Genomic DNA, 19,587 nt, shown 5'->3' on the forward strand with positions numbered 1-19,587 from the left:
TGGTAAATACGACGAACGAAGAGCCGCGGCGCGCAATCAATCGCGCGGAGGCAATGTCGTACTTGGAGAAAAAACGGAGAAAAAGAGGAAGGTGACGAGCCTGACCCTCGGCACTGGCGGAAAACGGCTGTGGCTGCTTCGTTCCCGACCTGACCAGGTTGACCGCCCCTCCATGCGAGGAGGCCCGTCACGGCGCATTCTAACATCGGTCGCGCGCCAATGCGACTGCTGCGGTGCAAAAAGACGCGCCGGGCCGCTCCAGACATCGTTGCGCGCCTTGGCTAGCCACCCCTTGCAATGCCCCGCGCCGCCTCCAGATAGCGTGCAGAAGCACGAAATATCGCACGAAAAGGCCCCGCGCAATTACCCGCGCCACGGCCGGAATGTGCCGCCGAGTGTGGCCTGCAGGACGGAAACCCTGCTTACGGCATGAGTACTATCACCGTCGGCAACGCATAGGGAATTAGGCTACACTGGCGTCGGCAATCGGCTGGGCCATGCGGTTTGCGTGCGAATGGCGCGTGATTCGGACGTATGACTCGGGTTCGGGTCTGGCCGCCAAGGCGGCCCCGGATGAATTTTCAGTTTTGGTGTATCGTGGCGAGCAATTTACTCGGCCTCGAATCGAAAGAGGTATTCATACAATGAGCGAACAAATCAAGCATATCAGCGACGCATCGTTCGAACAGGACGTCGTGAAATCCGACAAGCCCGTGCTGCTGGACTTCTGGGCGGAGTGGTGTGGTCCGTGCAAGATGATCGCGCCGATTCTCGATGAAGTCGCAAAGGATTATGGCGACCGCCTTCAGGTCGCGAAGATCAACGTCGACGAACACCAGTCGACGCCGGTGAAGTTCGGCGTGCGCGGCATCCCCACGCTGATCCTCTTCAAGAATGGCGCTGTGGCGGCGCAAAAGGTCGGCGCGCTCTCGAAGTCGCAGCTCACTGCGTTCCTGGACAGCCACCTGTAACGTCCTCGCTGGCCTCCCCTGTCCGCCCGGGCGCATCGCCCGGCCAGCAAGGGGTGAGCCACGCAAAGGTGCGTGTTGTCACGCGACAACACGCACCATAAAAACACGCCGAAACTTGCTATCGGTCTTCACCGACGGTTTCTGGCGTGTGCTATGCTAGAATTCATAAAGCGTCTACCGGCGCCCTTATAAAAGTTTCAAGCAAGCTTGAAGCGAAGTTTCAACCAAAAGTCCTTGAGCGGTTCCGCTCGCTTCTTTTCCCCCATTCTTTTCGTCGCACTCCTCCCCGACGGGTTCTCCGTATGCATCTTTCCGAGCTCAAGTCTCTGCACGTGTCTGAATTGATCGAGATGGCCAATGGCCTCGAGATCGAAAATGCGAACCGCCTGCGCAAGCAGGAACTCATGTTCGCGATTCTCAAAAAGCGCGCCAAGACGGGCGAAACGATCTTCGGTGACGGCACGCTCGAAGTGCTCCCCGACGGCTTCGGCTTCCTGCGCTCGCCGGAAACCTCGTATCTCGCCAGCACGGACGATATCTATATCAGCCCGTCGCAGATCCGCCGCTTCAACCTGCACACCGGCGACACGATCGAAGGTGAAGTGCGCACGCCGAAGGACGGCGAGCGCTATTTCGCGCTCGTGAAGGTCGACAAGGTCAACGGCCAGCCGCCGGAGGCCTCGAAGCACAAGATCATGTTCGAGAACCTCACGCCGCTGCACCCGAACAAGGTGCTGCTGCTCGAGCGCGAAATGCGCGGCGAGGAGAACGTGACGGGCCGCATCATCGACATGATCGCGCCCATCGGCAAGGGTCAGCGCGGCCTGCTGGTCGCTTCGCCCAAGTCCGGCAAGACCGTGATGCTCCAGCACATCGCGCACGCCATCAAGCAGAACCACCCCGACGTAGTCCTGTTCGTGCTGCTGATCGACGAGCGCCCGGAAGAAGTGACCGAAATGCAGCGCTCGGTAGCGGGCGAAGTGATCGCCTCGACCTTCGACGAACCGGCTGCGCGTCACGTGCAGGTCGCCGAAATGGTGATCGAGAAGGCCAAGCGACTCGTCGAAATGAAGCACGACGTCGTGATCCTGCTCGACTCGATCACGCGTCTCGCGCGCGCCTACAACACCGTTGTGCCCGCATCGGGCAAGGTGCTCACGGGCGGTGTGGACGCCAACGCGCTGCAGCGTCCGAAGCGCTTCTTCGGCGCCGCACGTAACATCGAAGAAGGCGGCTCGCTCACCATCATCGGCACGGCGCTGATCGAAACCGGCAGCCGCATGGACGACGTGATCTACGAAGAGTTCAAGGGCACCGGCAACATGGAAGTGCACCTCGAGCGCCGTCTCGCGGAAAAGCGCGTCTATCCGTCGATCAACCTGAACAAGTCGGGCACGCGCCGCGAAGAACTGCTGATCAAGCCGGACATCCTCCAGAAGATCTGGGTGCTGCGCAAGTTCATCCACGACATGGACGAAGTCGAGGCCATGGAATTCCTGCTCGACAAGATTCGCCAGACGAAGAACAACTCCGAGTTCTTCGACATGATGCGCCGCGGCGGCTAAGGCCGTCGCCCGCCGGATGCACCGCAAAACGCCCGCGAATTCGCGGGCGTTTTTCTTTTACGGCAGCGGATCGTTGCGCGCCACAACCTGTACGTGAACGTTCACGTTGAACTATAATGCGCGGCGTGTCCTGGTCGCCTCCCGGCGAAATATGAGTGCCCCATGCCCAAGGATTCGCCCGCGCTGCTCACGGTGCGCGACGCCGCCGAGCGCCTGAACGTCACGCCGCGCACGCTCAAGTACTACGAAGAGCGTGGGCTCGTGAGCCCCTCGCGCAGCGAAGGCCGCTACCGGCTCTACGACGAGCACGACCTCGAGCAGTTTTCGCGCATTCTGCGGCTGCGCGCGCTCGGCTTTTCGCTGCACGGCATCACCGAAATGCTCAAGCGGCCGCTCGAGCAGGTCGGCGAAGGCCGCCGGCGTTATTCGCAGGAGTCGCTCCAGCAGATCGCCGATGCACTCGCGCAGCAGATCGAGACGCTCGACACGCGCATCGCGGCCGTGCGCCGCGAGTTGAAGGAAGCACAGACGGTGCGCGCGGAGCTTGCCGACGACCTCGACTACCTGCAGCGGCGGCTCGCGGGCGAGCCGTCCGACCAGCTGATCGAGCAGCGCCTCGCCGCCACGCGGCGCCGCAAGGCGGCCATGGCCGGCAAGCCGGCAGAGCCTGCGGGCAACGCAGGCGAGGACGACGAATCGGCATGAGCACGGCCCAGCCTCGCGAGCCGATTTTCAGCGCGGCGCGCCTGCGCGGCGACTTTTTCCCATGGGTGCTCGCGCTCGCGACCGGTCTCGACTACTACGACAACGCGATCTTTTCGTTCTTCGCGAGCCATATCGCGGGCGGCATCAACGCTTCGCCCGACGAACTCGTCTGGTCGTCCAGCGCCTACGCCGTGTGCGCCGTTCTGGGCATCCTGCAGCAGCAATGGTGGGTGGAGCGCATGGGCTACCGCCGCTACGTGGGCAGCTGCCTGCTGCTCTATTCCGTCGGCGCGATCGCGGCGGCACTGTGCGAATCGTCGATCGAGCTTGCGTTCGCGCGCGGCTTCCAGGGCTACTTCATCGGCCCGATGATGGGCACCTGCCGCATCCTCATCCAGATCAGCTTCACGCCGCAGCAGCGTCCGGTCGCGACGCGCGCGTTCCTCATTCTCATCGTGCTCTCCAGCGCGCTCGCGCCGCTCGTGGGCGGCCAGCTCGTCGCGCATTTCGACTGGCGTGCCCTGTTCGCGTTTTCCGCGCCCGCAGGCGTCCTCTATGCCGTGCTGGCCCTGCTCGCGCTGCCCGATACGGGGCATCTGCTGCCCGAGGAGCGCGGCGAAGCGCACTTCTGGCCGTACCTCATCTTCGCGTTCGCGCAGGGCGCGCTGCAAATCGCCATGCAGCAGGTGCGCTTCGAACTGTTCAGCGCGTTGCCGGAAATCATCCTGCTCACGCTCGTCGGGATCACGGCACTCGCCTGGTTTGGCTGGCACCAGTGGCATCACCCCAAGCCGCTCATGCGCCTTCACGCGCTGCGCGAGAAGCCGTTCCAGGTGGGCCTGCTGCTCTACATGGTCTATTACTACCTGAGCACCGCGCTCAGCTATCTGGTCTCCCGGCTGCTCGAAGGCGGTTTCAACTACCCAGTCGAAAACGCCGGCCGACTCACCGGCATCACGTCGCTTATCTCGGCCGGCGCGCTCTTTTTCTATTTCCGCTACGCGAAGCTCATTACGCACAAGAAGTGGATCATCGTGCCCGGCTTCGTGCTCTCGGCGTTTATCTCGTTCTGGATGACGCGACTCACGCCGCAGGCAAGCGAAGCGTGGCTCATCCCGCCGCTGCTGCTGCGTGGCCTGCTGCTGCTCTTCATCGTGCTGCCTGTCGCCAATCTCACCTTCCGCATCTTCGCGATCGAAGAATTCACGCACGGTTACCGCTTGAAAAACATCGTCCGGCAGTTGACGATATCGTTCGCCACGGCCACCGTTATCATCGTCGAGCAGCACCGGCTCGCGCTGCACCAGACGCGGCTCGCCGAGTTCGTGAATCCGTTCAACCCGGCGTTCCAGAGCACCTACGCCGCGCTGACGCACTCGTTCGAGCTGATGGGTCGGTCCGCGAGCGAAGCGCACGGACTTGCGCTCGCGCAAGTGAGCCGCATGGTTGCACAGCAGGCGAGCTTTCTGAGTTCCCTCGACGGGTTTTACTTCCTGATCGGCGTGGCGGTGTGCGGCGGGATCTTCGCCGCGTGGCAAAAGCAGATCGACTGAACCCCATCCAGACGCACGGGAAAACGCACCCAGCGATGCTTTCGAAACTCTCTCACTGGTTCGACGCGCGCCGCCGCGAAAAGGCGCTGCGCACCTACGCGATCGACGACGCGCTTTGGCGGGCCACGCTCGCGGGACTGCCCTTTCTCAAGCACCTCGACGCCGCCGACCTCGTGCGCCTGCGCGAGCTGACAAGCCTGTTCATCGCGCAAAAGGAGTTCTCCACGGCGCACGATCTCGAGCTGACCGATCCGATGACCGTGGCGATCGCCGCGCAGGCGTCGTTGCCGGTGCTCAACCTTTCGCTCGACCTCTACAAGGGTTGGGTGGGCGTGGTCGTGTATCCGGGCGAATTCGTGATCCGCAAGACCGTCGAGGACGAGGACGGCGTCGTCCACGAGGTGGAGCACGACGCGAGCGGCGAGGCGTGGGAAGGCGGCCCAGTGATCCTCTCGTGGGAAGACGCGCAGATGACTGATGGCAGCGACGCGTACAACGTCGTGATCCACGAGTTCGCGCACAAGATCGATATGTTCAACGGCGAGGCCGACGGGCATCCGCCCCTCTTTCGGCGCTGGCACGCCCCGCTTGACGCCCAGGCCTGGGCCGACGTGTTCGACAACGCCTACGATCAGTTCTGCGACAAGGTGGACGCTGTGCCGGAGCGCCGCTGGGCGCGCTTCGAGCGCGATTCGCTGATCGATCCCTACGCCGCCGACCACCCCTCGGAGTTCTTCGCGGTGTGCAGCGAGGCCCTGTTCGTCAAGCCGAAGGCGTTCGAGGCGGAATATCCCGAGCTTTATCGGCTGCTTGCACGCTATTACCGCCAGGACCCGGCGCGCGTGGGCGCACTGGCCAGCCAGCCGCCTGAAAACCTGCCGCGCGGGGACCTTAAAAATTCGCCAACCGGCTGATTATCTGGCATAATCGCCGTTTTTCGACCCTTGGGTAAGTGGCTCGCGCGAGCAAAGTCGGCAACATGGGTGTTGCAGGCACGTGGGTTGGCTACCGCCAGATTTAAGGAACAATCATGAAAGAAGGCATTCACCCGAATTACCGCGAAGTCCTGTTCATCGACGTTTCGAACGACTTCAAGTTCGTGACCCGCTCGACCATCCAGACGCGCGAAACCGCCGAATTCAACGGCCAGACCTACCCGCTCGCCAAGATCGAAGTGTCGTCGGAATCGCATCCGTTCTACACGGGCACGCAAAAGATCATGGACACGGCAGGCCGCGTCGAGAAGTTCAACAAGAAGTTCGGCGCACGCGCCTCGGGCAAGGCCGGCAAGTAAGCGCCTCGCCGCACCGGCTGCTGGCCGGTCCCGCATTGAACGTGCACAAAAAGGGCAGCGTACGCTGCCCTTTTTTGTTGCCTGCGCCACCGTTGCGCAGCCCGGGCGGCCGGACCGGTGCGAGTTACCGCCCCTTTTAGATGTTTCCGTGGATTACCCCGCGGCTAACGCCGTGACGCGCGGTCGCCGGCCCGGCTAGAATGCCGGATTGCGCCGCGGGTGACGGCCGGGTGTGCCGTCTGCCGCGCATGGCCGCTTGACCTGCGCGTGTGAACCACCCGTTCGAACACGCCCGGTTTATCCGTCTCCCTTCGTACTGCATGAAGCCAGCCATTCGACTGACCGCCTCCGCCACCAGCGCCCTGCCGCGCTGGCTGCTGCTGACCATCTGTATCGTCTTCGCGGCGTTCGGCCTCTTTGGCCGCGACCCGTGGAAGAACGAGGATGCGGCCGGCTTCGGCGTGATGTGGACAATGGCGGGAGGCACCTCGCACGACTGGCTGCTGCCCAATCTCGTCGGCAAGTACGTGACCGAGAACGGTCCGCTCGGCTACTGGCTCGGCGCCGCCTGCATCCGTCTGTTCGCGCCGTGGGTCGACGCCAGCAACGCCTCGCGCATCGCCACGGGCGTACTGTTCTGTCTCGCGTGCGCGTTCGTCTGGTACAGCGCGTATCTGCTGGGCCGCCGCCCCGAAGTGCAGCCGTTCAAGTACGCGTTCGGCGGCGAGCCCGAGCCGCGCGACTACGGCCGCACCCTCGGCGACGGCGCCCTGCTCGTTCTGCTGGGCTGTTTCGGCCTCGCCGAGCGCGGCCACGAAACCACGCCGCAGCTCATGCAGTTCGTGGGCATCGCCATGCTGCTGTACGGCGTCGTGCGCGCCATCGACAAGCCGGTCCAGGGCGCCCTCTGGTGGGGCCTCGCGCTCGGCATCGTGATGCTCTCGAGCGGCCCGGTGCTCGTGGGGGCCCTCCTCATCGGCACGCTCGCCATGCTCGCCATCGCCCCCGAAACGCGCTCGCGCTGGCTGCTCGTGGCGGGCCTGCCCGTGGCGCTCGTGGTCTCGGCCCCATGGCCGCTGCTGGCGCTGCACCTGTATCCCGACGACGCCGTCTGGTTCCTCAACCAGTGGGCGCACACCAACGTCAACGCCTTCGCAGGCCCCCCTGGCTACGTGCTGCGCTACGCCGCCAAGAACCTGCCGCTCTTCACCTGGCCCGCGTGGCCCCTCGCGATCTGGGCCTTCGTGAGCTGGGCGGGACTGCGCCGCAAACCGCACATCGCGATTCCGCTGTCGGTGATCGTGCCGCTGCTCATCCTTGTGGTCGTGCAGAGCCACGAATCGAACCGGCTCTTCATGCTCGTGCTGCCCGCCCTGGCGGTGCTCGCGACCTTCGCGCTGCCCACGCTCAAGCGCGGCGCGATCAACGCAATCGACTGGTTCGCGGTGCTGAGCTTCACGATTCTCAGCACCTTTGTGTGGCTCGTGTGGCTCGCAGGCATGACCGGTTTCCCGGCGCCGCTCGCGCGCAACCTCGCGCGCCTCGCACCCGGCTTCGTGCCAGAGTTCAAGGTTCTCTCGTTCGTGTGCGCGGTGGCCGTCACCGTGTGCTGGATGCTGCTCGTGCGCTGGCGCGTGGCGCGCCATCCGAAGGTGCTGTGGCGCAGCGTCGTGCTCTCGAGCGGCGGCACCACGCTCATGTGGGTGCTGCTTATGACGCTTTGGCTGCCGGTCGTCAACTACAGCCGGACCTACAAGGACGTGGCCGAGCAGATCGCCGCGCACCTGCCCGCCGACTATCAGTGCATCTCACCCGTACGCCTCGGCGACGCGCAGATCGCCACCTTCGCGTACTTCGGCAGGATGCACTTCGCGTTCAACGAGGACTGCGACGTGATCCTGCGCCAGGACAGGCAGGACTACGGCGAGCCGAGCTCGATGCCGGATTACGTGTGGAAGCTCGTGTGGGAAGGCCGCCGAGCCGCCGACCGCGACGAGCGCTTCCGCCTGTACGTGCGCATCGACCGTCCGACGCCGCCGCTCAAGAAACATGTCTGGCGCAAGCGTCCGGACTGAGGCCGCGGTGACGACGACGTTCGCGGGCGACGTGCGGCGCATCGCCGCGCTCGCGTGGCCTGTGCTGGTCGGGCAGCTCGCGATCATCGCGTTCGGCGTGATCGACACCGCGATGGTCGGCCGCTACTCGGCGCTCGATCTCGCCGCGCTCGGCCTGGGTTCGTCGATCTACATCTCGGTCTATATCGCCCTCACGGGCATTCTCAGCGCGCTGCAGCCCGTTGCGGCGCAGCTCTATGGCGCGCGCAAGGACACGGAAATCGGCCTCGAAGTGCGCCAGGCGTTCTGGCTCGCGCTCTTGCTGATGGTGATCGGCTTCGCGATCCTCTACTTTCCCGGCCCGCTGCTCGACCTCGCGCACGCGCCCGAGGCGCTGCGCGAGCGCACCGTCGGTTATCTGCGGCTGCTCTCGTTCGGGCTGCCCGCGGCACTGGCCTTTCGTATCTACAGCTCGCTCGCCAATGCCGTGGGGCGCCCGCGCCTCGTGATGTTCCTGCAGGTCGGCGCGCTCGTGCTAAAGGTGCCGCTCAACACGTGGCTCATCTTCGGCGGCCTCGGCGTGCCGGCGCTCGGCGGCCCGGGCTGCGCGCTCGCGAGCACCTCGATCAACTGGGCGCTCGCCTTGTGCGCGGCCGTCGCGCTCACGCGTGTGGACGTGTTCGCGCCGTTCGAAATCTTCAGGCACTTCTGCTGGCCCGAGTGGAAACGTCAGTCCGAACTGCTCAAGCTCGGCATTCCGATGGGGCTTTCGTACCTCATCGAAGTGACGTCGTACACGTTCATGGCGATCTTCATCGCGCGCATGGGCACGACCACGCTCGCCGGACATCAGATCGCCGGCAACATCGGCGCCGTGCTCTATATGACGCCGCTTTCGATTGGGGTGGCCACCTCGACGCTAGTCGCTCAGGCGCTGGGCGGCAATCGCCCGGCCGAAGCGCGCACCCTCGCGCGGCACGGCGTGGCGACGGCCGTGGCAATTGCCTGCTGCTACGGCGCGATCGTGTTCGTGCTGCGGCCGCTCATCATCGGCGGCTATACGCCGGACCCCGCCGTCGCGGTCGCGGCCATGCCCCTCGTCGCCATCGTCACCTGCTATCACGTGTTCGACGCCCTGCAGATCACCACCGCCTTCGCGTTGCGCGCCTACCGGGTCGCGGTCGTGCCGACCATCATCTATGCGCTTGCGCTCTGGGGCGTGGGCCTCGGCGGCGGCTACGCGCTGGGCTTCGACGTGACCGGCACGATGCCTGCCTGGGCGACGGGCGCGCGCGGGTTCTGGCTCGCCAACATGACAAGCCTCCTGATTGCCGGTGCTGGACTGCTGTTTTATCTCTCGCGGGTGAGTACGCGCTTCGTGCGAGCACGCGCCTAGCCCGGTGGCATTGGAGACGCTAGGCGGTTAGTTGCAACTACAGATCCCCCGCCTCGGCCTGCCGCGCCGCCTCCACGGTCTGCGCCGCGTGGTACGACGAGCGGACCAGCGGGCCGGCCACCACCTCGCTAAATCCCATTGCCAGCCCCGCCGCGCGCAACGCGGCGAATCCGTCGGGATGTACATAGCGCTTGACCGGAAGATGAAAGCGCGACGGCGCGAGATACTGCCCGATCGTCAGCACTTCTACGCGATGCTCGCGAAGCTCTCGCATCGTCGCGAGCAACTCCTCATCGGTTTCGCCCAGACCCACCATCAGCCCCGACTTCGTGACGAGCGCACCGTTCGCCGCTTTCGCCCGCGCAAGCAGGTCGAGCGAGCCGCGATAGTCTGCGCCCGGCCGCGCCGCGCGATACAGCGAGGGCACCGTCTCGATGTTGTGATTGAACACGTCGGGCCACGCGTGCGAAAGCGCCTCGAGCGCGCGCCCGATGCGGCCGCGGAAATCGGGCGTCAGCACCTCGACGCCGATCCCCGGCACGCGCTCGCGTACCTGCGCAATGCAACGCGCGAAGTGCGACGCGCCGCCGTCGCGCAGGTCGTCGCGATCGACCGAGGTGATGACGACGTGACGCAAGCCCAGCGCCGCGACCGCTGCCGCAAGGTGCGCGGACTCGTCCTCGTCGAGCGGCGCAGGCCGCCCGTGAGCGACATCGCAGAACGGACAGCGCCGCGTGCACAGCCCACCCATGATCATGAAGGTCGCGGTGCGCTGGGCAAAGCATTCGCCGATGTTCGGGCACATCGCTTCTTCGCAAACCGAATGAAGCCGATGCTCGCGCAATACGGCCGCCAGGCCCGCTACCGTCTCGCTCATGAGCGGACGCGCACGCAGCCAGGGCGGCTTCGGCAAGACCGCGTCGGCGCTGGCAGGCGGCACGATCTTGACCGGAATCCGCGCGAGCTTCTCGCGGCTGCGCAGGCCCTCCTGGCCCAGCGCCGTACTCGACGAACGGGACACTCCAGACGTGGCGGCCTCCATGCTCAGGCTCCTTCGTCGAAAAAGGCCTTGAGCAGGCGATTGACCTCCTGCGCCGCCTCCATTTGCACCATATGCCCCTTGCCCGCAATCACCTCCACGCGCACCTGCGACGGCAAACCCTGCGCATGGCGCGCCGGAATGATCTGGTCGGCCTCACCCCAAATCACGAGCGCGCGCGGCGCGAGCGATGCCACACGCTCGCGGAACACGCGCCGCTGCGCGCCGCCTTCGAACGCCTGGCCCGCAATCTTGCCGAGCGCGGCCTGCACGCCTTCGAGCCGCTTGTACTTCACGAGGTCCTCGACGAGTTGACGCGTGACCAGCGCGGGATCGGCGAACAGCTTCGTCACGTGCGGCTTGAGCGCATTGCGATTGCCCGCCGCGACGAAGCCCTCGATATACGCCCCATCGATCTCGCTGCCGAGGCCCGCACTCGAAATCAGCGCAAGGGAAGCCACGCGCGCGGGCGCCTGCTCAGCCACCGCCATGGCCACCGCACCGCCCAGCGAATGCCCGACGAGATGCGCACGATCGATCTTCTGTGCATCGAGGAACGCGATCACGCTTTGCGCAATCTCGTCGAGGCTCCCGCTCTCGACCGCCTTGCCCGACTCGCCGTGACCCGGCAAATCGAGCGCCCAAACGGTGCGCTCTGCCGCGAGATCGGTGTGGTTGAAGAGCCAGTTGTTGAGATCGCCGCCAAAGCCGTGGATCAGCACGACCGGCACGCCCTCGCCTTCGCCCTGTTTCAGGTAGCGCACGGTCCGCCCGCCAATCTGCGACTTTTCCGGCTGCGGTCCCGCGTCGGCGTCGCCCGCCTGCGCCGGCACGAAGTCGCGCTGGAACTCGGCCACCGCGGCGTCGATATCCGCGTCGGCCGCTTCGGCATCGGCGACCACACCGAGCAGCGCGCCGACGGGCAGCGTGTCGCCTTCCTGCGCGATCTGCCGCCGCAACACGCCCTCGAACGCGCACTCGACGCCCGACGCGATCTTGTCGGACTCCACGTCGAGCAACTCATCGCCCTTGGTGACCTTGTCCCCGGGCGACTTGAGCCAGCCGTTCACCTGGCCCTGCTCCATCGACAGGCCCCATTTGGGCATCGTGATCATATGGATCGGCATGACTTCAGCTCCTTGCTGCGCGCGCGGCTTCGGCGATCTTCTCCGCCGACGGGATGTAGAGGTCTTCGAGCGAGGCCGCGAACGGCACCGGCGTATGCGGCGCGGTGACCATGCCGACCGGGGCCTTGAGCGCCTTGAACGCCTTCTGGCCAACGAGTGCGGCAATGTCGGTCGCTATCGAGCAGCGCGGGTTGGCTTCGTCGACGACCACGACCCGGCCCGTGCGGCGCGCGCTTTCGAGGATCGTTTCCTCGTCGAGCGGCGAGGTGGTGCGCAGGTCGATCACATCCGCCTCGATGCCGTCTTTCGCGAGCTTCTGCGCAGCGTCGAGCGCGTAGTGCACCATGCGTCCATACGTGACGATCGTAACGTCGTCGCCATCGCGCACGATGTTGGCCTCGCCGAACGGAATCGAATAGGATTCCTCCGGAACGTCGCCTTCCATGGTGTAGAGCAGCTTGTGCTCGCAGAAGATCACGGGGTCGTTATCGCGAATCGCCTCGATCATGAGGCCCTTGGCGTCATAGGGCGTGGCCGGGCACACGACTTTCAGCCCGGGAATATGCGTGAAGAGCGAGGTGAGCATCTGCGAGTGCTGCGCCGCCGCGCGCAAGCCCGCGCCATACATGGTGCGAATCACGACCGGCGTGACCGCCTTGCCGCCGAACATGTAGCGGAACTTCGCCGCCTGGTTGAAGATCTGGTCGAAGCACACGCCCATGAAATCGATGAACATCAGCTCCGCTACCGGCCGCATGCCACACGCCGCCGCGCCCACCGCCGTGCCGATAAAGCCGCCTTCCGAGAGCGGTGTATCGAGCACGCGCCCGGGGAACTTGCCGTAAAGGCCCTTCGTCACGCCGAGCACGCCGCCCCACGCGTCCTGCTCGCCAGGCGCGCCCGCACCGCCCGCGTTGTCCTCGCCCATCACGATCACGCTCTCGTCGCGCGCCATCTCCTGGGCAAGCGCTTCGTTGATGGCCTGCGAATAGGTGATTTTCCGTGCCATTTCCGTCTCCTTGATCTGGAATCCTGATGACCTGAGTGCGCAGCGCTCAGGGGTACGACACGTACACGTCCGTGAGCAGCGCTTCGGCCGGCGGCAGCGGCGCGGCCTTGGCCTGCGCCACGGCATCGTCGATCAGCTGCTTCACTTCGGTGTCCACCTTGCGCAAATCGTGGCTGCTCGCGAGTTCAGCGCGCACCACGCGCTCTTCGAAGCGCTTGAGACAGTCTTTTTCTTCGCGCAGCTTCTGCACTTCGCCAGGGGCGCGGTAGGTTTGCGCGTCGCCTTCGAAGTGGCCGAAATAGCGCGAGAGTTTCATCTCCACGAGCGTCGGGCCGCCGCCGCTGCGTGCGCGTGCAATGGCTTCGCCCAGCGCCTCGTGTACGGCGAAAAAGTCGAAGCCGTCGACGATCACGCCCGGCATGCCGAAGCCGTTCGCGCGGTCGGCGATGTTGTCGGCCGCGACCGACCATGTGGAAGACGTCGCCTCGGCGTAGCCGTTGTTTTCCGCGACGAAGACCACCGGCAAGCGCCACACGGAGGCGAGATTCATCGACTCGAAGATCACGCCCTGGTTCGACGCGCCGTCACCGAAGAAGCACACGCCCACGCCGCCCGTCTTCTTCTGCCTGGCGGCGAGCGCGGCGCCGCACGTGAGCGGACCGCCTGCGCCGACGATGCCATTTGCGCCGAGCATGCCCTTCGACAGATCGGCGATGTGCATCGAGCCGCCCTTGCCCCGGCACGAACCCGTGGCCCGGCCATAGATCTCGGCCATCATCTCGCGCACGTCCACGCCCTTGGCGATGCAGTGCCCGTGGCCGCGGTGCGTCGTGGCGACATAGTCGGTATCGTTCAGGTGGCTCATCGTGCCGACCGCGGAGGCCTCCTCGCCCGCGTACAGGTGCACGAAGCCTGGAATTTCGCCGGTCGCGAACTCGACGTGCAAGCGTTCCTCGAACTCGCGAATCGTGCGCATCGAGCGATACGCGGTGAGCAACTGCTCCTTGTTCAACTGAACTGACATGGTTGTCTCCTGGATGTACGACGCTGGACCGCTCTGGTTCAAGCCTGCTGCGGGAAATGCCACTGCTCCTAGTGAAAAGTGAAACCGCCGTCGACGTTCACCGACTGGCCCGTGACGTTGTCCATCGTCGCGAAGAACAGGGCGAGCCGGCCCATGTCCTCCGGCGTTTGCGCGCGGCCCTGCGGGATCAGCGTGAGCTGATGGCGCTGCCAGGACTCTTCGACGCTCTCGCCTTCTGTTTTCCATTCGTCCGAGAGCCGGTCCCACATATACGTGCGCACGATGCCGGGGCAAATCGCATTCACGGTGATGCCCTCGCGCGCGACCTCCTTGGCGAGTGCGTTGGTGAAGCCGACCACCGCGAATTTCGAGGCGCTGTAGTGCGCGAGATTCGGGAACCCTTCCTTGCCCGCGATCGAAGCGACGTTGATGATCCGCCCGCGCTTTTGCGTACGGAAATGCGGCAGTGCAGCCTTGCAGGCGAGGAACACGCCTTTCGCGTTGACGCCCATAACGAAGTCCCAGTCCCGCTCCGTTAATTCGGATACCGTATTAATGGAAATCACGCCGGCGCAATTCACGAGAATATCGAAGCCACCGAACTCCGAAAGCGCCTGCGAGACCATCCCTTCGAGCTGAACGGCCTGGGTGACGTCGACCTTGGCAAACGCAGCGCGTCTGCCCAGCGCCCGTATTTCATCCGCAGTCGCTGTAAGGGGTTCTTCGAGCAGATCCGCGAGCAGCACGTCCGCGCCGGCCTGCGCGAGCGTGAGCGCAATGCCGCGGCCGATGCCGCGCGCGCCGCCGGTCACGATCGCGACCTGGCCTTTCAAGGGAGTGTCCATGCGATGTCTCCTTGTTTCGGTTATGCGTGGGGGAAGCAAGCCGGTCGCTATGCGCGCGCGGCGGCCTCGCGCAACAACTGATGCGACGCCGCATAACGCAGCGTGCGCGCAACATCGACGGTCAGCGGACCGTGCCAGTCGAGCGTCACTTCATAGCGGTCGCCGCGCGCCGGTTCGATCTCGCGCTCGCCGTCGAACGCGAGCGTGCCGTGGTCCGCCTCGAGCGGCAGCGCCACGCCGACTTCGAGGCGCTGGCAGGTGCGCATCGTCACGCGCTCGACGCGGCCCGGCGCAATCGGCGCGAGCAACGGCACGCCGGCGCCGCTGACCTCGGGCGCACCCGGCTGAGCGAACGTCATGTGCAGTCCGTGCGCCGCATCGCGCCCGACCGGCGCCCAAGCCCCGCCGATCGACGACAGACCGATGCCGTCGGGCGGCGCGAAGGTCAGAAAAAGTGATTCGATATCCGAACTTTCGGAGATCGCGCGCGCGCCGATGAACGGTTGACGTGCCACGCAAATATCGACGAGCGCAACTTCTTCGCGCCCGCGCGACGGCCCTTCCACGCAGCGCGCGACGAGCCGCTTGTTGCGCGAGAGCGCCGACTCGGCCGGCACCGCGCCAGTCGCGACGAGCGCGCCCGCGAGGCCTGCGACGGTGGCTTCGCGCAGTTCGGGAAAGGCGTTGTTGGTGCCGGTCGAGAGCGCGAGCAGCGGCGTCGCCCCGCAATGCGCCGCGACGGCGCGATGGGTGCCGTCGCCGCCCAGCACCGCGATCAGCGCGACTTCCTCACGCACCATGTGAGCGACGCCGGCGTGCGTATCGGCAACGCTTTCGCTCACCGGCAGATCGACGAACACGACCTCGGGCCAGGGCTCATGCGCAGCAATCGCCGCGTGCGTCTCGATCGCGCGCAGGAGCAGCGCGGCTACGCCGGTGTTGTCGCGCAACGTCAGCACGCGCGCCACGCCGAGCGCGCCGAGACCCGCGAGCAGGCGCACGACCATATTCGCCTTCTCGGCCGTGGGAAAGACGGATGCATGCGAAGTGAGACGGCGGATGTCGCGGCCCGATGCGGGGTTCGCGATCACGCCTATGGTCACGGGCGTCGTCACGGGTCTTGTCTCCTGATGGCGTCGCACCGTAAATGGCCGTGCGCCGCTTTTGCCAGCAGACTCTGCAAGCGTCATGCCAATGACGTCGACGACGCGTCGCGTCCGCGCAGAAGGCCGCGTGGCGGGGCTCCGAGGCAATTGGACGCCATGACGCCAGTACGCGTTGCGTCGCGCGTGGCGTCTCAGCCGTCGTCTCGCGTGAGCGATGCGCCTATCGGACCAAGAGCCGCCCGCGCGAAGGGAAACGCGTACAGCCCCGCGTGGCCTGCCTGAGCGGCGACTGGGCACCTCTGGCCACCGCGCTGGAATGCGCGATACGACGCGCTGAGACGATCGTCTCAGCCGTCTCGCATGCTGCGCTGCGGTGTGATCGCGCGCAAAGGATGTGCTACAAAAGACTCCCGCCGAACGCTTTCCGGTCCGACGTAACCTGACGTTACCCCGACGCTCACCGCGAGCCGTCGTCTGGAACCGCTCATGCCCTACGCCCTTGCGTCTACCCGGCACGCCGAGCGCGTGCGTGGCGCCGTAGAAGGCCGGCTGCCCGCGCCGTCCGAATCGCCGCGCCTCGTCTCGTCGTGGCAGCGCTCGTTCGAGCGCTATCAACTCGACCCCGGTTCCGTGATCGGCCCGCGCGTGCTGAGCGCCGCCGAGCTGCGCGAGATCCGCGATCGCGAGGAGTCCTTTCTGCGCGCCTCGGGGCAATGCCTCACGCGGCTGCACGACATGGTGCGCGAGGCCGATTACTGCGTGATGCTGACCGACGCGCACGGCGTGACGATCGACTACCGCCTCGACCGCGAGCGCCGCAACGACTTCAAGCACGCGGGGCTCTATATCGGCTCGTGCTGGTCCGAGAGCGAGGAAGGCACCTGCGGCATCGCGAATGTGCTGACCGATCTCGCGCCCATTACGGTGCACAAGACCGACCATTTCCGCGCCGCGTTCACCACGCTCACGTGCAGCGCCGCGCCGATTTTCGCGCCGGGCGGCGAGCTGATCGGCGTACTCGATGCATCGGCCGTGCAGTCGCCCGACAATCGCGAGAGCCAGCGCATCGTCAACCAGCTCGTACGCCAGAGCGCCGCGCTCATCGAAGACGGCTATTTCCTGCATCGCCTCGCGTCGTGCTGGATACTCTTCGGTCACCAGAATCGCAATTACGTGGAAGCGCAGCCCGAACTGCTGATCGCCTTCGACGAAAACGGCAACGTGGTCGCCGCAAACCGGCGCGCGCGCGAATGCATGCCGTGCCTGGACGGCCCGCGTCATATCGACGAGATCTTCGATTCGTCGCACGTGCAGTTGCGCGACATCGGGCGCATCGAAACCATCGCGGCGCTGCGACTGCGTGCGAACGGCTCGATGCTGTATGCGCGCATTCGCGCTCCGCTCGGGGCGAACGGTTACGGCGGACACAGCTTACGCAGCGGCCACAGCGGCGGCAGCGCGGCGCACGGCGCCATGCCGCTGCGGCGCGACGCCGCCGACGCGCACAAATACGATCGCAGCGCGCTCGGCCCCTTCCTGCGCAGCGCCGACCCGCGGGTGGCCGAGAACGCGCGCATCGCGCAGCGCGTGGCGGGCAAGCGCCTGCCGATCCTGCTGCTCGGCGAAACCGGCGCCGGCAAGGAAGTGTTCGCACGCGCCATTCACGACGCGAGCGCACGACGCAATCGCCCGTTCATCGCGGTCAATTGCGGGGCGCTGCCCGAGTCGCTGATCGAGAGCGAGCTGTTCGGCTATGCGCCGGGCGCGTTCACGGGTGCGCGCCGCCACGGTGCGCGCGGCAAGATCGCGATGGCGGATGGCGGCACGCTCTTTCTCGACGAGATCGGCGACATGCCGCTCGCGCTGCAGACCCGCCTGTTGCGCGTGCTGGCCGAGGGCGAAGTCCTGCCGCTCGGGAGCGAAACGCCAGTGCGCGTCGACATCGACGTGGTCTGCGCAACGCATCGGGACCTCGCGCAGATGGCCGGCGCGGGCGCATTCCGCGACGATCTCTACTATCGCCTGAGCGGCGCGGTGCTCACGCTGCCGCCGCTGCGCGAGCGGCGCGACATCGCCATGCTCATCGACACGGTCTTCGCGGAAGAAGCGCAGGCCGCCGGCCGGCCGCTCGCACTCGACGCCACGCTCGCGGCGCGGCTCGCGAAGTTCGCGTGGCCCGGCAACCTGCGGCAGCTGCGCAATGCGATGCGCTACGCATGCGCCGTATGCGACACCGTGCTGGTCGAAGCGCGGCACCTGAGCGCCGACCTCGCGGCGCGCCTGCCGGAACTCGCTGCGCCCGCCGCGTGCGGCTGCCCAGCCGGCATTGCGCCGACGTCGCCGCTCTCCGACGATGACGAGCGCGCACGCATCGTCGCGGCGCTCACGGCGCACCGCTGGCGTCCAAACGCCGCCGCGCAGGCGCTAGGCATCTCGCGCGCGACGCTCTACCGGCGCATGGCGAAGCTCGCCATCGTCGGGCCTCATCGCGTTTGAGCCGGATTGCACTGACAACCCCGCGTTTCGCGTCGCCAGATTGCACAGAAGTATTAAATATTGTGCGGCGCGATTTACTTGCCACACCTCGACCGGTATAAATCGAGCGCTCGCGAGCCACGGATACGCCATCTGGCCTATTCTTGTACCGCAGCCCCCTCCGCTGGATGCGTCGTCCGTTCCCGGCTAACTGAAATGCCCTCAATGGAGTGATTGCCATGCTCAAGAAGCTGCTGATGCTGTTCCTCGCGATCGGCCTGTCGCTGTCCGCCGTGCTCGCCGCAGCCGTGGAAGTGAACACCGCCGACGAAACCGCGCTCGAATCGGTCAAGGGCATCGGCCCCGTCCACGCCAAGGCGATCATCGACGAGCGCACGAAGAACGGCCCGTTCAAGGACGCCGACGACCTCGTGAACCGCGTCAAGGGCATCGGCCCGAAGTCGGTGCAGAACCTCGAGGCGGCCGGGCTCACGATCAACGGCTCCTCGGCGCCGCCGGCGGGCAAGACGGCTAGCGCGAAGAGCGGCAAGAGCGCCGCTGCCACGAGCGCCGCGCCCGCTGCGACCACGGCCAATCCGATGACGGCGCAGACGCCGGCGGCCGCGACTACGGCGCAAGCCGCCTCGGACACGGCCGCGAGCAAGTCGAAGCACAAGAGCAAGAAGGACAAGACGGCCGCCGCTGCGAGCGCGCCCCAAGCGGGCTCCGCTGCAGCGGCGTCCGATACGAAGGGCAAACAGCCCAGAAAGTCGAAGAAGGACAAGGCCGCTTCCGCCGCGGCCGCTTCCGGCGCCTGATTGCCGCCATCGTCCGGCGCGCGCAATCCGGGCGCCGGACCTCGAAAACGCGGCGCCGCCTTCGCGTGCGCCGTCCGACTTACCGGCCGCGTCTCCCGGCGCTGCCATCACCCAGAGAGATCGTCATGAGTCTGCTAGATACCCTCGGTTCCCTGCTCGGTTCGCAGTCGCAACAGCAAGGCGGCGGCCAGGCCCAGCTCCTCGCCGCGGCGATGGAGTTCGTCAACAACCAGCCCGGCGGGCTGAATGGCCTTATCGAGAAGTTCCAGCAAGGCGGCCTCGGCGACATCGTGCAGTCGTGGGTCGGCAACGGCGAGAACCAGCCTGTTTCTGCGGATCAACTGCACAACGTGCTCGGCTCGGACGCCGTCTCGGGCCTCGCGCAGAAGGTCGGCATGCAGCCTGACCAGGTGAGCGGGCTGCTCGCCCAGGTGCTGCCGCACGTGGTCAACGTGGGCACGCCGAACGGCGAAGTGCCGCAAGGCGGCCAGATCAACACCGAAAGCGTGCTCGGCACGCTTGGCGGGCTGGCGTCGCTGTTTGGCGGCGGCAACAAGCAGGCCTAAGCGCTTCTCGGCAGAAATGAAAAAAGGGCAGCGGATCACT

At 66.0% G+C, this 19,587-nt stretch carries 17 protein-coding genes and 1 other RNA gene; 11 read left to right on the forward strand and 7 right to left on the reverse strand.

Annotation, left to right across the window (positions count from 1 at the left end; all coding sequences use genetic code 11):
* Positions 1-90: 90 nt before the first annotated feature.
* Positions 91-189, reverse strand: an RNA gene (ffs, locus tag M3I53_RS00615) — signal recognition particle sRNA small type.
* A 455-nt stretch (positions 190-644) separates the two neighbouring features.
* On the opposite strand from ffs, the gene trxA reads away from it, so the two are divergent.
* The 8 genes from trxA to M3I53_RS00655 all read left to right on the forward strand — a co-directional run bounded on the left by trxA (position 645) and on the right by M3I53_RS00655 (position 9,538).
* A complete protein-coding gene (trxA, locus tag M3I53_RS00620; protein WP_027818380.1) occupies positions 645-971 on the forward strand; it encodes a thioredoxin TrxA in 327 nt (108 codons plus the stop codon).
* A gap of 302 nt (positions 972-1,273) precedes the next feature.
* A complete protein-coding gene (gene rho, locus M3I53_RS00625; protein WP_027818379.1) occupies positions 1,274-2,536 on the forward strand; it encodes a transcription termination factor Rho in 1,263 nt (420 codons plus the stop codon).
* A 162-nt stretch (positions 2,537-2,698) separates the two neighbouring features.
* Positions 2,699-3,241, forward strand: a complete 543-nt coding sequence (locus M3I53_RS00630) for a MerR family transcriptional regulator (RefSeq protein WP_254314061.1) — start codon at positions 2,699-2,701, stop codon at positions 3,239-3,241.
* Complete coding sequence (locus M3I53_RS00635; protein ID WP_254314062.1) at positions 3,238-4,794, forward strand: MFS transporter; 1,557 nt, start codon at positions 3,238-3,240, stop codon at positions 4,792-4,794. Before M3I53_RS00630 ends, M3I53_RS00635 begins: the two co-directional genes overlap by 4 nt.
* Positions 4,795-4,829: 35 nt before the next feature.
* Positions 4,830-5,708 (forward strand): M90 family metallopeptidase, encoded by an 879-nt coding sequence (locus M3I53_RS00640; protein WP_254314063.1) that lies wholly within the window; start codon positions 4,830-4,832, stop codon positions 5,706-5,708.
* Between the two features lie 116 nt (positions 5,709-5,824).
* Positions 5,825-6,088: a type B 50S ribosomal protein L31 gene (locus tag M3I53_RS00645; protein ID WP_254314064.1), complete on the forward strand. Its 264-nt coding sequence runs from the start codon at positions 5,825-5,827 to the stop codon at positions 6,086-6,088.
* A 320-nt stretch (positions 6,089-6,408) separates the two neighbouring features.
* Complete coding sequence (locus M3I53_RS00650) at positions 6,409-8,163, forward strand: glycosyltransferase family 39 protein (protein ID WP_254314065.1); 1,755 nt, start codon at positions 6,409-6,411, stop codon at positions 8,161-8,163.
* A gap of 7 nt (positions 8,164-8,170) precedes the next feature.
* A complete protein-coding gene (locus M3I53_RS00655; protein WP_254314066.1) occupies positions 8,171-9,538 on the forward strand; it encodes an MATE family efflux transporter in 1,368 nt (455 codons plus the stop codon).
* A gap of 37 nt (positions 9,539-9,575) precedes the next feature.
* On the opposite strand, the gene lipA is transcribed toward M3I53_RS00655, so the two are convergent.
* The 6 genes from lipA to M3I53_RS00685 all read right to left on the reverse strand — a co-directional run bounded on the left by lipA (position 9,576) and on the right by M3I53_RS00685 (position 15,772).
* Complete coding sequence (gene lipA / locus M3I53_RS00660; protein ID WP_254314067.1) at positions 9,576-10,580, reverse strand: lipoyl synthase; 1,005 nt, start codon at positions 10,578-10,580, stop codon at positions 9,576-9,578.
* Between the two features lie 2 nt (positions 10,581-10,582).
* Positions 10,583-11,704, reverse strand: coding sequence for an acetoin dehydrogenase dihydrolipoyllysine-residue acetyltransferase subunit (locus M3I53_RS00665; protein WP_254314068.1), 1,122 nt, complete (start codon positions 11,702-11,704; stop codon positions 10,583-10,585).
* A gap of 4 nt (positions 11,705-11,708) precedes the next feature.
* On the reverse strand, positions 11,709-12,713 hold the full coding sequence (locus M3I53_RS00670) for an alpha-ketoacid dehydrogenase subunit beta (RefSeq protein WP_254314069.1): 1,005 nt from the start codon (positions 12,711-12,713) through the stop codon (positions 11,709-11,711).
* A gap of 46 nt (positions 12,714-12,759) precedes the next feature.
* Entirely contained in the window at positions 12,760-13,737 is a 978-nt protein-coding gene (locus tag M3I53_RS00675; protein ID WP_254314070.1) for a thiamine pyrophosphate-dependent dehydrogenase E1 component subunit alpha, read from the reverse strand.
* 68 nt (positions 13,738-13,805) lie between these two features.
* A complete protein-coding gene (locus tag M3I53_RS00680) occupies positions 13,806-14,582 on the reverse strand; it encodes an SDR family NAD(P)-dependent oxidoreductase (RefSeq protein ID WP_254314071.1) in 777 nt (258 codons plus the stop codon).
* Positions 14,583-14,629: 47 nt separating this feature from the next.
* Positions 14,630-15,772 carry an NAD(+)/NADH kinase gene (locus M3I53_RS00685; protein WP_302057508.1) on the reverse strand — a complete coding sequence of 381 codons (1,143 nt, stop codon included), beginning with the start codon at positions 15,770-15,772 and terminating at the stop codon, positions 14,630-14,632.
* Between the two features lie 402 nt (positions 15,773-16,174).
* Here M3I53_RS00685 and M3I53_RS00690 point away from each other — a divergent pair, with 402 nt between their 5' ends.
* From M3I53_RS00690 to M3I53_RS00700, 3 genes are all read left to right on the forward strand, one after another.
* Positions 16,175-18,184, forward strand: a complete 2,010-nt coding sequence (locus M3I53_RS00690) for a sigma-54-dependent Fis family transcriptional regulator (protein WP_254314073.1) — start codon at positions 16,175-16,177, stop codon at positions 18,182-18,184.
* A gap of 218 nt (positions 18,185-18,402) precedes the next feature.
* Complete coding sequence (locus tag M3I53_RS00695) at positions 18,403-18,981, forward strand: helix-hairpin-helix domain-containing protein (protein WP_254314074.1); 579 nt, start codon at positions 18,403-18,405, stop codon at positions 18,979-18,981.
* Between the two features lie 125 nt (positions 18,982-19,106).
* Complete coding sequence (locus tag M3I53_RS00700; RefSeq protein ID WP_254314075.1) at positions 19,107-19,547, forward strand: YidB family protein; 441 nt, start codon at positions 19,107-19,109, stop codon at positions 19,545-19,547.
* Positions 19,548-19,587: the final 40 nt, after the last annotated feature.

It is taken from the genome of Paraburkholderia sp. CNPSo 3272 (assembly GCF_024206495.1).
In the GTDB taxonomy this organism is placed as follows: Bacteria; Pseudomonadota; Gammaproteobacteria; order Burkholderiales; family Burkholderiaceae; genus Paraburkholderia.

Coding starts and splice junctions, on each gene's coding strand:
- trxA (WP_027818380.1), top strand. CDS start 645: ATGAGCGAACAAATCAAGCATATCAGCGACGCATCGTTCGAACAGGAC.
- rho (WP_027818379.1), top strand. CDS start 1,274: ATGCATCTTTCCGAGCTCAAGTCTCTGCACGTGTCTGAATTGATCGAG.
- M3I53_RS00630 (WP_254314061.1), top strand. CDS start 2,699: ATGCCCAAGGATTCGCCCGCGCTGCTCACGGTGCGCGACGCCGCCGAG.
- M3I53_RS00635 (WP_254314062.1), top strand. CDS start 3,238: ATGAGCACGGCCCAGCCTCGCGAGCCGATTTTCAGCGCGGCGCGCCTG.
- M3I53_RS00640 (WP_254314063.1), top strand. CDS start 4,830: ATGCTTTCGAAACTCTCTCACTGGTTCGACGCGCGCCGCCGCGAAAAG.
- M3I53_RS00645 (WP_254314064.1), top strand. CDS start 5,825: ATGAAAGAAGGCATTCACCCGAATTACCGCGAAGTCCTGTTCATCGAC.
- M3I53_RS00650 (WP_254314065.1), top strand. CDS start 6,409: ATGAAGCCAGCCATTCGACTGACCGCCTCCGCCACCAGCGCCCTGCCG.
- lipA (WP_254314067.1), bottom strand. CDS start 10,580: ATGGAGGCCGCCACGTCTGGAGTGTCCCGTTCGTCGAGTACGGCGCTG.
- M3I53_RS00665 (WP_254314068.1), bottom strand. CDS start 11,704: ATGCCGATCCATATGATCACGATGCCCAAATGGGGCCTGTCGATGGAG.
- M3I53_RS00670 (WP_254314069.1), bottom strand. CDS start 12,713: ATGGCACGGAAAATCACCTATTCGCAGGCCATCAACGAAGCGCTTGCC.
- M3I53_RS00675 (WP_254314070.1), bottom strand. CDS start 13,737: ATGTCAGTTCAGTTGAACAAGGAGCAGTTGCTCACCGCGTATCGCTCG.
- M3I53_RS00680 (WP_254314071.1), bottom strand. CDS start 14,582: ATGGACACTCCCTTGAAAGGCCAGGTCGCGATCGTGACCGGCGGCGCG.
- M3I53_RS00685 (WP_302057508.1), bottom strand. CDS start 15,772: ATGACGCTTGCAGAGTCTGCTGGCAAAAGCGGCGCACGGCCATTTACG.
- M3I53_RS00690 (WP_254314073.1), top strand. CDS start 16,175: ATGCCCTACGCCCTTGCGTCTACCCGGCACGCCGAGCGCGTGCGTGGC.
- M3I53_RS00695 (WP_254314074.1), top strand. CDS start 18,403: ATGCTCAAGAAGCTGCTGATGCTGTTCCTCGCGATCGGCCTGTCGCTG.
- M3I53_RS00700 (WP_254314075.1), top strand. CDS start 19,107: ATGAGTCTGCTAGATACCCTCGGTTCCCTGCTCGGTTCGCAGTCGCAA.